The following is a 13,956-nucleotide window of genomic DNA, read 5'->3' as shown; positions in this document are numbered from 1 at the left end:
GGACCTCAACTTCGACAACCCCAAGGTCCTCGAAGCCATGCTGGACGCGATGGACTTCTGGCTCGCGATGGGCCTCGACGGTTTCCGTCTGGACGCCGTGCCCTACCTCTTCGAGCGACCCGGCACCAACGGCGAGAACCTGCCGGAGACCCACGAGTTCCTGCGGATGGTGCGGCGCTTCGTCGACGAGCGCTACCCGGGCCGGGTGCTGCTGTGCGAGGCCAACCAGTGGCCGACCGACGTGGTGGAGTACTTCGGCGACCCGGCGGTCGGCGGCGACGAGTGCCACATGGCGTTCCACTTCCCCGTGATGCCGCGCATCTTCATGGCCGTGCGCCGCGAGTCGCGCTTCCCGATCTCGGAGATCATGGAGCAGACGCCGGCCATCCCCGACGGCTGCCAGTGGGGCATCTTCCTGCGCAACCACGACGAGCTGACCCTGGAGATGGTCGCCGACGAGGACCGCGACTACATGTGGGACGAGTACGCCAAGGACCCCCGGATGAAGGCCAACATCGGGATCCGGCGCCGCCTCTCCCCCCTGCTCGACCACGACACGAACCGGATGGAGCTGTTCACCGCCCTGCTGCTGTCCCTGCCCGGCTCGCCGGTCCTCTACTACGGCGACGAGATCGGCATGGGCGACAACATCTGGCTCGGTGACCGCGACGGCGTGCGCACCCCGATGCAGTGGACGTCGGACCGCAACGCCGGCTTCTCCTCGGCCACGCCGGGCAAGCTCCACCTGCCCCTGATCCAGGACCCGGTGACGGGCTACCAGAGCGTCAACGTCGAGGCGCAGCTGGAGAACTCCTCCTCGCTGCTGCACTGGACGAGGCGGATGATCCACGCCCGACGCCAGCACCCGGCGTTCGGCCTCGGCGCGTTCACCGACCTCGGAGGCTCCAACCCGAGCGTGCTGTCCTACGCCCGCGAGCACGATGGCGACGTCATCGTCTGCGTCAACAACCTGTCCCGCTTCCCACAGCCGGTGGAGCTGGACCTGCGCCCCTGGGAGGGGATGATCCCGGTCGAGCTCCTCGGCGGGGTGCCGTTCCCCCCGATCGGTGAGCTGCCGTATCTCCTGACACTGGGTGGGTACGGCTTCTACTGGTTCCGGGTGACCCCACCGGCCACGGAGGAACTGACTGCCCCATGACCACTCCCATCGCAGACCCGCTCGAGCTGATCGCGGCGTACGTCGGCAACGCGCGCTGGTTCGGCGGCAAGGGCCGACCGTTCGCGCTCGCCGGACGGCGCCGCCTCGGACGAGTCCCCGGCAGCCCCGGACCCGACGACGCGGCCGAGGGGCCGCGCGCAGCCATCGACCTCGTCACCGTGGACTACGCCGATGCGGTCGGTGGCACCGAGATCTACCAGCTACCGCTGGCGTTCTACGGCGAGCCGCAGGAGCACCTCGCCCACGCCCTGGTCGGGATGTGGGAGGACGAGGACTTCGGGCCGAGCCACGTCTACGACGCGGTCCACGACCGCTACGCCATGGCCTTCTGGCTGAACGCGTTCGCCGACCCGCGTGACGAGGGACCGCTCCGCTTCCACCGCCTGCCCGGCCACGAGTTCGACCTGGAGTCGCACTCGACGCTGTTCTCCGGGGAGCAGTCCAACTCCTCGGTGGCCTTCGGCGAGGACTCCCTGATGAAGGTGTTCCGCAAGATCACCCCCGGGCACAACCCCGACATCTCCGTCCACGAGGTGCTCACCAGGGCAGGTTCGGACCACGTGGCGGCCCTCTACGGCTGGCTGGAGGTCGAGGAGGACGAGGCGTCCGGATCCGGGGGCGGGGTGCTCCAGCTGGCGATGCTCCAGCAGTTCCTCCGCACCGCCAGCGACGGCTGGGACCTCGCCCTGACCAGCGTCCGCAACCTCTTCGCCGAGGCCGACCTGCATGCCGACGAGGTGGGCGGGGACTTCGCGGGCGAGTCCGCACGGCTGGGCGTCGCCCTGGCCGAGACCCACGCGAGCCTGCAGGAGCACTTCCCCACTCACACGTGGTCCACCGAGCAGGTCACCTCCCTCGTGGACGGCATGCACCGCAGGCTCGACGCGGCGCTCGACGTCGTACCAGAGCTTGCGGAGCACGCCGACCGGCTGCGCGCGACGTACGACCACGTACGCCGGATCCGCGACCTCACGGTGCAGCAGATCCATGCCGACCTGCACCTGGGCCAGACGCTGAGGACCGTTCGGGGGTGGAAGATCGTCGACTTCGAGGGCGAGCCGGCCAAGCCGTTGTCCGAACGGCTGCTCCCCGACTCCCGGTGGCGCGACGTCGCCGGGATGCTGCGGTCGTTCGACTACGCCCCCCGGGTGGTCGAACGCACCGTCAAGGAGAGCGAGTACGTCGGCGCCGAGCAGCGCGCGTTCCGCGCCGCCGAGTGGGCCGAGCGCAACCGTGGCGCGTTCCTGTCGGCGTACGCCGGCGGTGAGCTGACCGTCGACCAGGAGACCCTGTTGTCCGCGTACGTCGCCGACAAGGCGGTCTACGAGGTCGTCTACGAAGCGCGCAACCGGCCCGGATGGGTGGACATCCCGTTGGACGCCATCAGGAGGATCGAGAAGTCGTGACTGCAGCCAGGCCCATCTCCCGTTCCGAGCTCGACCAGCTCGTCAGCGGCGGGCACGGTCACCCGCACGGGGTGCTCGGCCCGCACCTCCACGACGGGGCGGTGACGGTCCGGGTGCTCAAGCCGCTGGCCTCGGCGGTCGACGTCGTCTACGGCGACGCGTCGGTCCCCCTCGAGCACGAGCACGAGGGGGTGTGGGTGGGCGTCCTGCCCGAGACCGGCAACGGCACGAAGGTCGACGTGCCCGACTACCGCGTGCGCGTCGACTACGGCCAGGAGCCGGTTGTCGTCGACGACCCCTACCGCTTCCTGCCCACCCTGGGCGAGGTCGACCTCCACCTGATCAACGAGGGCCGCCACGAGGAGCTCTGGCAGGTCCTCGGCGCGCGGGTGCACCGCTACGAGACCCCGCTGTCCGACACCATCACCGGCACCGCGTTCGCGGTCTGGGCCCCGTCGGCACGCGGGGTGCGGATCAAGGGGTCGTTCAACGACTGGGACAGCCGGGCCCACCCGATGCGCCAGCTCGGGGAGTCCGGGGTGTGGGAGCTGTTCGTGCCCGGCGTCGGCACCGGAGCCCACTACAAGTTCGAGATCCTCGGTGCCGACGGGGAGTGGCGCGAGAAGGCGGACCCGATGGCCTTCCACACCGAGGTCCCGCCCCAGACCGCGTCGGTGGTGTTCGAGTCGACGTACACCTGGGGCGACGAGGAGTGGATGACCGAGCGCGCCGCGAGACAGCCGGTGCAGGAGGCGATGTCGGTCTACGAGATGCACATCGGGTCCTGGCGCAAGCGGGACGGCGAGGTGATGAGCTACGCCGAGGTCGCCGACGAGCTGGTCCCCTACCTGACCGACCTCGGATTCACCCACGTCGAGTTCCTCCCGGTGATGGAGCACCCGTTCGGCGGTTCGTGGGGCTACCAGGTGACGTCGTACTTCGCCCCGAGCGCGCGGTTCGGCGACCCCGACGGCTTCCGGTACCTCGTCGACCGGCTGCACCAGGCCGGCATCGGCGTGATCGTCGACTGGGTCCCCGCCCATTTCCCCAAGGACGCCTTCGCCCTGGCGCGCTTCGACGGCACCCCGCTGTACGAGGACCCGAACCCGTCCCGGGGCGAGCATCCCGACTGGGGCACCTACGTGTTCAACTTCGGCCGCCGCGAGGTCCGCAACTTCCTGGTGGCGAACGCCCTCTACTGGCTGGTCGACTTTCACGTCGACGGGCTCCGCGTCGACGCCGTCGCCTCGATGCTCTACCTCGACTACTCGCGCGAGCCGGGCGAGTGGAGCCCCAACGTGCGCGGTGGCCGGGAGAACCTCGAGGCCGTCGAGTTCCTGCAGGAGATGAACGGCACCGTCGGCAAGCGGGTGCCCGGTGCGATGACGATCGCCGAGGAGTCCACGTCCTGGGAGGGCGTCAGCCGCCCGACCTCGCAGGGCGGGCTCGGCTTCGGCTTCAAGTGGAACATGGGCTGGATGCACGACTCGCTCGGATACTTCCAGCAGGACCCGATCCACCGCTCGCACCACCACAGCGAGCTGACCTTCGCCAGCGTCTACGCCTGGTCGGAGAACTTCGTGCTCCCGATCAGCCACGACGAGGTGGTCCACGGCAAGGGGTCGCTCCTGCGCAAGATGCCCGGAGACCGGTGGAAGCAGCTGGCCAACCTGCGGGCCTTCCTTGCCTTCATGTGGGCACATCCCGGCAAGCAGCTGCTGTTCATGGGCGCCGAGCTCGGGCAGGAGTCGGAGTGGGCCGAGGCGCGCGAGCTCGACTGGTGGCTGCTCGACCACCCGGAGCACGCCGGGGTCCACTCGTTGGTACGGGACCTCAACCGCGTCTACGCCGACACCCCCGCCCTGTGGGCGCGCGACCACGAGCCCGAGGCGTTCTCGTGGATCGACGCGAACGACGCCAGCCGGAACGTCTTCTCGTTCGTCCGGCTGGGCGAGTCCGCACCCGACCTCGCCTGCGTCGCCAACTTCGCCGCGATCCCGCACGACTACCGGCTCGGGCTGCCGTCTGCGGGCACGTGGGAGGAGGTGCTCAACACCGACGCCGAGCTCTACGGCGGCTCCGGGGTGGGCAACCTCGGGCGGGTCGAGGCAGTGGCCGGTGAGCACTCCGGCCAGTCCGCCCATGCCGACATCGCCCTGCCCCCGCTGGGGGTCGTCTGGTTGCGACGCGCCTCATCGACCAGAGCGTCGCAGAAGCCCCAGGACACCGCAGCCAGCTGACAGCCGGGTCGTTGCAGTAGCGCCGACTCGGCGTCCCCGGGCGTTGCAGTAGCGCCGACTCGGCGTCTTGGTCGCCGGCCACGTGTCCACGGTTAGGGTGGCCGGGTGAGCGAGGAGCCGACGACTGTCACCACCGTCGCGGACGGGATAGCCCGGATCAGCTGGATCCGCGCCCTGCACGACGAGGGGGTGTGGGGTGCCGCCGACGTCGTACGTCGCGAGGTCGAGGCCGCGCTGTCGGCCCACAGCAGGGTGGAGACCCTGGTCGATCCCGACGACCAGCTCGGCCAGCGCGTGGCCACCTGGGCCGGGATGCGGCGCGAGGGGGTCATGCGCGGGGTGGACGTCGGCGGGCGGTCCGGAGACCGGATCGTCTACGCGCGCCTGACGACCGACGTACCCGTCAGCGAGCCGGGCGGGTTCCGGGCCCTGCTCAACTCCTTCCTCCCGCGCAAGCGGGCGATCAGCCAGATGCTGATCCGCGACACCACCGAACGCGTCCTGCTGTGCCAGCTCACCTACAAGCAGGACTGGGACCTGCCCGGCGGCGTGGTCGAGGTGGGCGAGTCGCCTCACCTGGCCGTCGGTCGAGAGGTCGAGGAGGAGCTCGGACTGTCCCTCGATCCGGGCGCCCTCCTCCTCACCGACTGGCTTCCCCCGTGGGGCGGCTGGGACGACGCTCTCTGTCTGGTCTTCGACGGCGGGACGCACGCCCCGGAGGTCGCCGACGCGATCGTCAAGCAGGAACGCGAGATCCGCGCCGCCGCCTTCTGCACGATGGACGAGGTCTGGGACCGCGCCGCCGACTTCACGGCACGTCGGGTCGAGGCCGCACTCGCGAACCTCAAGACACCGGGGCCGACCTACACCGAGTCCGGTCGCTGAGGACCCGGCCCTCCCGTTCGCCGACCGGAGAGGGCAGTATCAGCGGGTGACTTCATTCGTCCACGACTTCGCAGACGGCAACAAGGACCAGCGGGACCTGCTGGGCGGCAAGGGAGCCAACCTCGCCGAGATGACGAACCTGGGGCTGCCCGTGCCACCAGGTTTCACCATCACCACCGAGGCGTGCCAGGCCTACCTCGCCGAGGGCAACGAGCCGCACGGGATGGCCGACGAGGTCTCCGACCACCTGGCCGCGCTGGAGAAGGCCATGGGCCGCTCGCTCGGCGACCCCGACAACCCGCTGCTGGTCAGCGTGCGCTCCGGAGCGAAGTTCTCGATGCCCGGGATGATGGAGACCGTCCTCAACGTCGGCCTCAACGACGAGTCGGTGCGTGGACTCGCGAGCCAGAGCGACGACGAGAGGTTCGCCCTGGACTCCTACCGCCGGCTGCTCCAGATGTTCGGCGCCACCGTGCTCGGCATCGATGCCGACCACTTCGCCGAGGCGCTCGACGAGGCGAAGCGGTCACGCGGCACCGACAACGACCTCGATCTGGACGCCGACGACCTGCGCGGCCTGGTCTCGACCTTCCAGCAGATCGTGGAGGAGCAGGCCGGGCGCCCCTTCCCGCAGGACCCGCGGGAACAGCTGGACCTCGCGATCCGGGCCGTCTTCGACTCGTGGAACACCGACCGCGCCCGCCTCTACCGCCGGCAGGAGCGGATCCCCGAGGACCTCGGCACCGCCGTCAACGTGCAGGCGATGGTGTTCGGCAACTTCGGGATGGACTCGGGCTCGGGGGTGGCGTTCACCCGCGACCCGGCCAGCGGAGCCCAGGGGGTCTACGGCGACTACCTCCAGAACGCCCAGGGCGAGGACGTCGTCGCCGGGATCCGCAACACGGTCTCGCTCGCCGACTTCGAGAAGGTGGACCAGCACTCGTACGACGAGCTGATGACGATCATGGCGCGGCTCGAGCGCCACTACCGCGACATGTGCGACATCGAGTTCACCGTGGAGCGCGGCAAGCTGTGGATGCTCCAGACGAGGGTCGGCAAGCGCACACCCGAGGCTGCCTTCCGGATCGCCATGCACATGGTCGACGAAGGGCTGGTCGGCATGGACGAGGCGGTCCTCCGGGTGACCGGTGACCAGCTCGCCCAGCTGATGTTCCCCCGATTCGACGCCGACGCCGAGCGCACGCTGCTCGCCACCGGGATGAACGCCTCCCCCGGCGCCGCGGTCGGCAAGGTCGTCTTCGACTCCGACACGGCCGTCGAGTGGGCGGAGCGGGGCGAGGACGTGATCCTGGTCCGCAAGGAGACCAACCCCGACGACCTGCGCGGGATGGTGGCCGCCCGCGGCATCCTCACCAGCCGGGGCGGCAAGACCTCTCACGCCGCAGTGGTCGCGCGCGGCATGGGCCGGACCTGCGTCTGCGGAGCCGACGCGCTCGACGTGGACGCCAGGGCCAAGGAGTTCCGGGTGCGCGACGGTGAGACCGTCCGCGAGGGCGACGTGATCTCCATCGACGGCACCACCGGCGAGGTCTTCGCGGGTGAGGTGCCGGTCTCGGACTCACTGGTCGTGCGCCACTTCGAGGGCGAGAAGATCGAGGACGACCTGGTCACCGCGGTCTCCCGGATCATGGCCCACGCCGACGGCGCCCGGCGGTTGCGCGTGCGCGCCAACTCCGACACACCGGACGACTCCTCCCGCGCCCGGCGGTTCGGCGCCCAGGGCATCGGCTTGTGCCGGACCGAGCACATGTTCCTGGGCGATCGGCGGGAGCTGGTCGAGCGGCTCATCGTGGCCGAGGACGAGTCCACCCAGACCGCCGCCCTCGACGCGCTGCTGCCGCTGCAGCGGCAGGACTTCACCGAGATCCTCGAGGCCATGGACGGGCTCCCGGTCACCATCCGGATGATCGATCCCCCGCTGCACGAGTTCCTCCCTGACTACACCGAGCTGTCGGTCAAGGTCGCGCTCGCCGAGGAGCGCGGCGAGGTGGACGAGCACGACCGGACGCTCCTGGCGCACGTACGACGTCTCCACGAGCAGAACCCCATGCTCGGCATGCGCGGCGTCCGGCTGGGGATCGCCATCCCGGGGCTGTTCCGGATGCAGGCCCGGGCCATCCTGGAGGCAGCGGCCGACCGCATCGAGGCCGGCGGGCGGCCGTTGCCCGAGATCATGGTCCCCCTGGTGGCGAGCGTCCGTGAGCTCGACGCGGTCCGGTCTGGGATCCTCGAGGTCGCCGAGGAGGTCCAGCGCGACCGCGGCGTACGGCTGGAGTTCCAGGTCGGCACCATGATCGAGCTGCCGCGTGCCGCGTTCCTCGCCGACCGGATCGCGGGTTCGGCGGAGTTCTTCTCCTTCGGCACCAACGACCTGACCCAGATGGCCTGGGGCTTCTCACGCGACGACGTCGAGGCAGCGTTCTTCTCCCGCTACTTCGAGCACGGGATCTTCGACGTGTCGCCGTTCGAGTCCCTCGACCAGCTCGGCGTCGGAGGCATGGTCGAGATGGGAACCGAGAAGGGACGGGCGACGAGGCCCGACCTGAAGGTCGGGATCTGCGGCGAGCACGGCGGCGACCCCCGCTCGATCCACTTCTTCGACCGGGTCGGGCTGGACTACGTCTCCTGCTCCCCCTTCCGGGTCCCGGTCGCGCGGCTGGAGGCCGGTCGGTCGGTCCTAGAACAACGCTGAGGCGAGGTTCTGCCGCCCGCGCATCACCCGCGGGTCATCGTTCCCGACGGCCCCGAACAGCCCGAGCAGGTGCTCTCGTGCCTTGTTCCGGTCCTCACCCTCGCTCCGCCGGATCAGGTCGATCAGGCGACTGAAGGCGTCGTCGACATGGCCCCCGAGCATGTCGAGGTCGGCCACCATGGTCTGGGCGTCGACGTCGTCGGGCGCCGCGGCCGCGGCCGCGCGGGCCGCCTGGAGGTCGACACCGCGGGTACGCTGCAGGACCTTCGCCATCGCCAGCCCGGCGGCGGCCTCGGCGTCGGCCGGGTTGGCGTCGACCAGCTTCTGGTACTCCGCTACCGCGGTGTCGATGTCACCCTCGCCCAGGGCGTCCTGCGCCGCGGCGTAGCGCGGGTCCATGCCCGCCTCCTCGGCCTCGTCCCCCTCGGGCTGCGCGGCGCCGGTACGGGGCTGGTGCCGGCCGGTGATGCCCTGGGCCGTCAGCTGCTGCATCACCTGGGTGAGGGCGGTGCGCAGCTCCTCGAGCGGTACGACGTCCTGGAGCAGCGGCATCGGCCGGCCGTCGAAGATCATCACCACGAGCGGGATCGACGGGATCTGCATGAGCTGTGCGATCTGCGGCACGGCGTCGATGTCGACCCGGCCGGCGAGGAACCTGCCCTCGAACTCGCCGGACAGGGTCTCGAGGTCGTCGGCGAGCTGGACGCTCTCGGGCATCTGGGTGGGCGAGTAGAAGACCAGCAGCAGCGGAGCGGTCCTCGAGGTCTCCACGACGGACTCGAAGTTCTGCTCCGTGATCGACACGCAGTAGGCCGACGTGGCACCTCCGCCGGGCTGTGCTGCGCCCGGACCCGCAGCGGGACCGCCCGCGGGCGCCGGGCGCGGGGCGCCGGGACCGGCCGCCCCCTTCAGGGCGGAGAGGTCGATGGCTCCGGGGCGGCTGAACGGCTGCTGCGTCATGGCGCCAATCCTAGAGAAGCCCGGACCGCCCGAACCCCTCGGGAGGGATCACCCGTCACGTGTGAGGCGCCGTCCGCGCGCCACCCGCCAACCTAGACAGGTGAGCCCCGTCGCCGCCGTCCTGCCGCTGGCCTTCGTGATGATCGCCGGCCCCCAGATCATCAGCTCGTTCTTCCTGGCCACCAGCAGCCAGCCCGTGAGGAACTCGCTCAGCTACGTCGCCGGCGCGGCCGTCTCGATCACCGGGGTGGTCACGGTGGCCTACGTGTTCGCTCAGGGGGCGACGGGCAACACCCGCAGCGACTCGCACGGGACGGCCGCGACCGTGCTCGACTGGGTCATCCTGGGCCTGGTGCTGTTCCTCGTCGTCCACACGTTCCTGACCCGGAAGACGAGCGAGCCGCCGGCGTGGATGGGCAAGCTGCAGGAGGCGCGGCCGAAGTTCGCGTTCACGCTTGGCCTGGCCCTGCTCGGGGTCTTCCCGACCGACATCGCGAGCTCGATCACGGTCGGGCTGCACGTCGCGCGCCACGGCGGCGAGTGGTGGCAGGTGCTCCCCTTCGTGGCGCTGACCCTCCTGCTGCTGGGCCTTCCGCTGATCGGGATCCTGGTGCTGGGTCACCGGGCCGAGGTGGTCCTCCCGAAGGTCCGGGACTGGATGAACGACAACGCCTGGGTCGTCAGCGAGGTCGTGCTCGTCTTCTTCGCCGTCATCACCGTCAACAGCCTCGTCGGCAGCTGAGGCGCCCAGGCTTCAGAAGCGGGCCGGCTCGCGGTACTCGCCCCATTCGGCGCGGAGCGCGTCACAGATCTCACCCAGGGTGGCCTCGGCGCGGCAGGCCTCGAGCATCGACTCGATCATGTTCTCGTCGGTCCGCGAGACCTCGACCATCCGCGCGACCGCGGCCCGGGCGGCCTCGTCGTCGCGGCTCGTACGACGCTCGGTGAGCTCACGCACCTGCTCGGTCTCGACCTCGTGGCTGACCCGCAGGATCTCCAGATCGTGGGTGACCGAGTCCTCGTGGCAGTTGACGCCGACGATCCTCTTGTCGCCCTTCTCCAGAGCCTTCTGGTACTGGAAGGCCGCCTCGGCGATCTCCGACATGAACCAGCCCTCCTCGATGCCACGGAGCAGACCGGCCGTGATCGGCCACTCCGCCTCGTGCGAGTGGCCCGTGGAGTGGCGCATGGTCTCGGCGAGCCCCTCGGTGTCGGCGTGGGTGAGGGTCGAGCCGCCCATCGCGAGGATCTTGTCGAAGATCGCGTTGGCCTCGGCCTCGATCTTGTCGGTCAGCGCCTCGACGTACCACGAGCCGCCCAGCGGGTCGGCGACGTTGACCACGCCGGTCTCCTCCATGATCACCTGCTGGGTGCGCAACGCGATCTCGGCGGCCTGCTCCGAGGGCAGGGCGAGGGTCTCGTCGAGGGCGTTGGTGTGGAGCGAGTTGGTGCCGCCCAGCACCGCGGAGAGCGCCTCGATGCCGGTGCGGACGACGTTGTTGTAGGGCTGCTGGGCCGTCAGCGAGACGCCGGCTGTCTGGGTGTGGAAGCGCAGCCACTGGGCCTTCTCGCTCTTCGCCCCGTAGACGTCGCGCATCCAGCGCGCCCAGATCCGGCGGGCGGCGCGGAACTTCGCGATCTCCTCGAAGAAGTCGACGTGGGCGTCGAAGAAGAAGGACAGGCCCGGTGCGAACCCGTCCACGTCGAGCCCACGGGAGAGGCCGAGCTCGACGTACCCGAAGCCGTCGGCCAGGGTGAACGCGAGCTCCTGGGCGGCGGTCGAGCCCGCCTCGCGGATGTGGTACCCCGAGACCGACAGCGGCTTGTAGGCCGGGATCTCCTCGACGCAGTACTCCATCAGGTCGCCGATCAGGCGCAGGTGGGGCTCAGGGGTGAAGAGCCACTCCTTCTGGGCGATGTACTCCTTGAAGATGTCGGTCTGCAGGGTGCCGTTGAGCTTCCCGGTGTCGACGCCCGCCCGCTCGGCCGCGACCAGCATCATGCAGAACACCGGGACAGCCGGACCGCTGATCGTCATCGAGGTGGTGACCTCGGCGAGGTCGATCCCGTCGAAGAGGATCTCCATGTCGGCGGCGGAGTCGACGGCCACGCCGCAGTGCCCGACCTCGCCCAGCGACTTGGGGTCGTCGGAGTCGCGCCCCATCAGGGTCGGCATGTCGAACGCGACCGACAGGCCGCCCCCGCCCCTGCCGAGGATCATCCGGTAGCGCTCGTTGGTCTGCCGGGCGTTGCCGAAGCCGGCGAACTGCCGGATCGTCCACGTCCGCCCCCGGTAGCCGGTCGGGTAGAGGCCACGGGTGAACGGGAACTCACCGGGCCACTCCGACTCGTCGGTGCCGTAGGCCGGCTCGAGCTCGACCCCGCTCAGGGTCGTGAAGTCGGCGTCTCGCACCCGCGACCTCTCGTAGCGGGACTGCCACCGGGAGCGCGCGGATTCAGCGTTCGGGTTCGTCGACACCATGTCCAAATAGTAGGACGTCCAACTAGTTCAGGCCAGTCGTCGGCGCCCGAGCGGTCCGTGCCAGAATGTCGCGGTCTCCGACGTGTACGTCGGGGACGCGCAGAAGGGAAAGAGGGATGCGCGAGCCGTCGTACGACTTCTCGGGGCGTCGTGTGCTCGTCACCGGCGGAACCCGCGGAATGGGACTCTTCGTCGCTCACGCCTTCGCCGATGCCGGCGCCCAGGTCACGGTCACGGGCGACCAGTACCTCCGGGCCTACTACGACGCAGACCTCTCCCGCTTCGGCTACGACCAGCTGCGGCTCATGGACCGTGACTCGATCGCCGCGGTGGCCGGCCGGGTCGGTCCGCTCGACATCCTGGTCAACCATGCCCCACCGGTGATGCCGACCGATGCCGACACGACCGAGCGGCAGTTCATCGGACACGCCGTCCAGCTCGGCCTGGTCGGCCCCTTCGCCTTCACCCACCGGCTGCGCTACCGGCTCGGCCAGAGCACGATGCGCGGCGGCGGGGTGGTGGTCAACATGCCGAGCACCGAGGAGTGGCTGAGGCTGGCGCACGCCGAGCACGCCCGCCACGAGCTGGCCGGCCGCACCCGGCGGCTTGCCTCGGAGTGGGCGAGCGCCGGCGTACGCGTCAACAGCGTGACCGCCCACCTGGTGGAGCCCCAGCGGGCCGGGCTGAGGGTGCAGATCGACCGCAGCTCCGGTCCCTTGCTGACCCGGACCCGCAGCGCCCCCACCGGCACCACCCGCGACGTGGGCAACGCCGTCCTCTTCCTCGCCAGCAACGGCGCGGCAGCGATCCGTGGCCAGACCTTCCACGTCGACGCCTGGCAGGCGAACGGCGGCTAACCCGAACCGAACTGCCCTGCCCCACCGGGCACTGGACATCACCTGGTCCAGCGACTCACCCGACCGTCGCGCACCTCGACGACGGTGGGTGGCTTCGGCGTGGGGTGGTTCCGGAGGTGGTCCATGACCTCGGGGAGCCCGTCCAGCACCACCTCCCGGTCCCGCCAGGCGACGCGTGGATGCAGCACGGCCCGCACCTCGTCCCACGCTCCGGCCTCGATCGCTGCCCACAGCGACGCGGTCGGCGCCGGCAGCTCGGGCAGGTCGTGCAGCATCCTGGGCACGCACATCCGCCACGCGTCGGTGACGAGCTCACGCATCTCGTCGGTCGCGAGCCGCGGCAGGTGCGCGCACACCCACTGGTAGCGCAGGTCCGAGGCCCCGGGGAGGAAGAAGGTCTCCGGGTCGGAGGCCACCAGACCGTCGCGCTCTGCCCTCGGGAACCCGAACCCCATGGCCTGTTCGTCCCGGGAGAACGCGACGAACACCAGGCCACGCACCTTGAGCTTCCAGTGGCCGCGGATCTCGCGCTCGTACGCCCTGGGCAGCGCCAGGCCCACACGTCGGACGTCGTCGGCGGTGGTCACTGGGTCAGACTAGAAGTCACCTGCGGCTCGGCGAATCGGGCGGAGCAGCTCTGAGAGCTCCCGCAGCTCACGGTCGCCGAGGGCGCCGAGGCCGAAGTCGGCCCCCACCAGGTCGCGGGTCGCCTTCTCGACCAGCGTGCGTCCGGCATCGGTGATCTCCGCGAGCACGGCGCGGCCGTCCTCCGGGTGCGCACGGCGTACGACGAGCCCCGACGACTCCAGTCGACGCACGATCGAGGTCACCGAGGTGGGATGCACCTGCAGCCGCTCCCCCATCTTGCCCAGCGGCAGCGAGCCGCGGGAGGAGAAGACCAGCAGCACGAGTGCCTCGTAGCGGGCGAAGGTGAGGCCATGGGGCTTCAGGATGGCGTCGAGCCGGCCGATCACGAGCTGCTGCACCCGCATCAGCGACGTCACCGCGTGCATGGCCGGCACCGCGTCCCACCGCCGGCCCCACTGCCGCGCGGCCTCGTCGATCGGGTCGAAGGGCAGGCCCATCAGTTCCGGCCCATCAGTTCCGGCCCATCAGTTCCGGCCCATCAGTTGACGACCCGGGGCCCGCGCAGGCCGGAGCGCTGCACCACCCGCTGGATCGCCAGGTCGCGCTCGTCGGCGCGGCCGACGTACCGGATGTCGCGCAGCCCCT

Annotated in this window: 11 protein-coding genes; 7 read left to right on the top strand and 4 right to left on the bottom strand. The window is 70.3% G+C overall.

Going from position 1 to position 13,956, the window contains the following annotated elements; translation table 11 throughout:
• The 5 genes from VFN12_RS17510 to ppdK form a co-directional block, all read left to right on the top strand.
• Positions 1–1,159, top strand: a 1,159-nt coding sequence (locus tag VFN12_RS17510; RefSeq protein WP_325120086.1) for an alpha-glucosidase C-terminal domain-containing protein, incomplete at its 5' end; no start/stop codon positions are given.
• A complete protein-coding gene (locus VFN12_RS17505) occupies positions 1,156–2,586 on the top strand; it encodes a maltokinase N-terminal cap-like domain-containing protein (RefSeq protein ID WP_325120085.1) in 1,431 nt (476 codons plus the stop codon). The genes VFN12_RS17510 and VFN12_RS17505, both read left to right, overlap by 4 nt.
• Positions 2,583–4,826 carry a 1,4-alpha-glucan branching protein GlgB gene (gene glgB, locus VFN12_RS17500; protein ID WP_325120084.1) on the top strand — a complete coding sequence of 748 codons (2,244 nt, stop codon included), beginning with the start codon at positions 2,583–2,585 and terminating at the stop codon, positions 4,824–4,826. Before VFN12_RS17505 ends, glgB begins: the two co-directional genes overlap by 4 nt.
• Positions 4,827–4,931: 105 nt before the next feature.
• Positions 4,932–5,711, top strand: a complete 780-nt coding sequence (locus tag VFN12_RS17495) for an NUDIX hydrolase (RefSeq protein WP_325120083.1) — start codon at positions 4,932–4,934, stop codon at positions 5,709–5,711.
• A gap of 46 nt (positions 5,712–5,757) precedes the next feature.
• A complete protein-coding gene (ppdK, locus tag VFN12_RS17490; RefSeq protein ID WP_325120082.1) occupies positions 5,758–8,424 on the top strand; it encodes a pyruvate, phosphate dikinase in 2,667 nt (888 codons plus the stop codon).
• On the opposite strand, the gene VFN12_RS17485 is transcribed toward ppdK, so the two are convergent.
• Positions 8,410–9,384, bottom strand: a complete 975-nt coding sequence (locus tag VFN12_RS17485; protein ID WP_325120081.1) for a co-chaperone YbbN — start codon at positions 9,382–9,384, stop codon at positions 8,410–8,412. The genes ppdK and VFN12_RS17485 overlap by 15 nt on opposite strands.
• A 100-nt stretch (positions 9,385–9,484) precedes the next feature.
• On the opposite strand from VFN12_RS17485, the gene VFN12_RS17480 reads away from it, so the two are divergent.
• Entirely contained in the window at positions 9,485–10,126 is a 642-nt protein-coding gene (locus VFN12_RS17480; RefSeq protein ID WP_325120080.1) for a GAP family protein, read from the top strand.
• Between the two features lie 12 nt (positions 10,127–10,138).
• On the opposite strand, the gene VFN12_RS17475 is transcribed toward VFN12_RS17480, so the two are convergent.
• Positions 10,139–11,866 (bottom strand): acyl-CoA mutase large subunit family protein, encoded by a 1,728-nt coding sequence (locus tag VFN12_RS17475; RefSeq protein WP_414690064.1) that lies wholly within the window; start codon positions 11,864–11,866, stop codon positions 10,139–10,141.
• Between the two features lie 116 nt (positions 11,867–11,982).
• Here VFN12_RS17475 and VFN12_RS17470 point away from each other — a divergent pair, with 116 nt between their 5' ends.
• A complete protein-coding gene (locus VFN12_RS17470; RefSeq protein ID WP_325120078.1) occupies positions 11,983–12,723 on the top strand; it encodes an SDR family NAD(P)-dependent oxidoreductase in 741 nt (246 codons plus the stop codon).
• 38 nt (positions 12,724–12,761) lie between these two features.
• Here VFN12_RS17470 and VFN12_RS17465 read toward each other — a convergent pair whose 3' ends face one another.
• Together VFN12_RS17465 and VFN12_RS17460 are read right to left on the bottom strand one after the other, a co-directional pair.
• Positions 12,762–13,310 carry an MmcQ/YjbR family DNA-binding protein gene (locus VFN12_RS17465; protein ID WP_325120077.1) on the bottom strand — a complete coding sequence of 183 codons (549 nt, stop codon included), beginning with the start codon at positions 13,308–13,310 and terminating at the stop codon, positions 12,762–12,764.
• A gap of 9 nt (positions 13,311–13,319) precedes the next feature.
• On the bottom strand, positions 13,320–13,808 hold the full coding sequence (locus tag VFN12_RS17460; protein WP_325120076.1) for a MarR family transcriptional regulator: 489 nt from the start codon (positions 13,806–13,808) through the stop codon (positions 13,320–13,322).
• Positions 13,809–13,956: the final 148 nt, after the last annotated feature.

Origin of the sequence: Nocardioides sp., from assembly GCF_035703625.1 — a bacterium.
In the GTDB taxonomy this organism is placed as follows: Bacteria; Actinomycetota; Actinomycetes; order Propionibacteriales; family Nocardioidaceae; genus Nocardioides.
The sequence above is the reverse complement of the archived record's forward strand: the minus strand, read 5'-3'. Positions and strand labels throughout refer to the sequence as shown.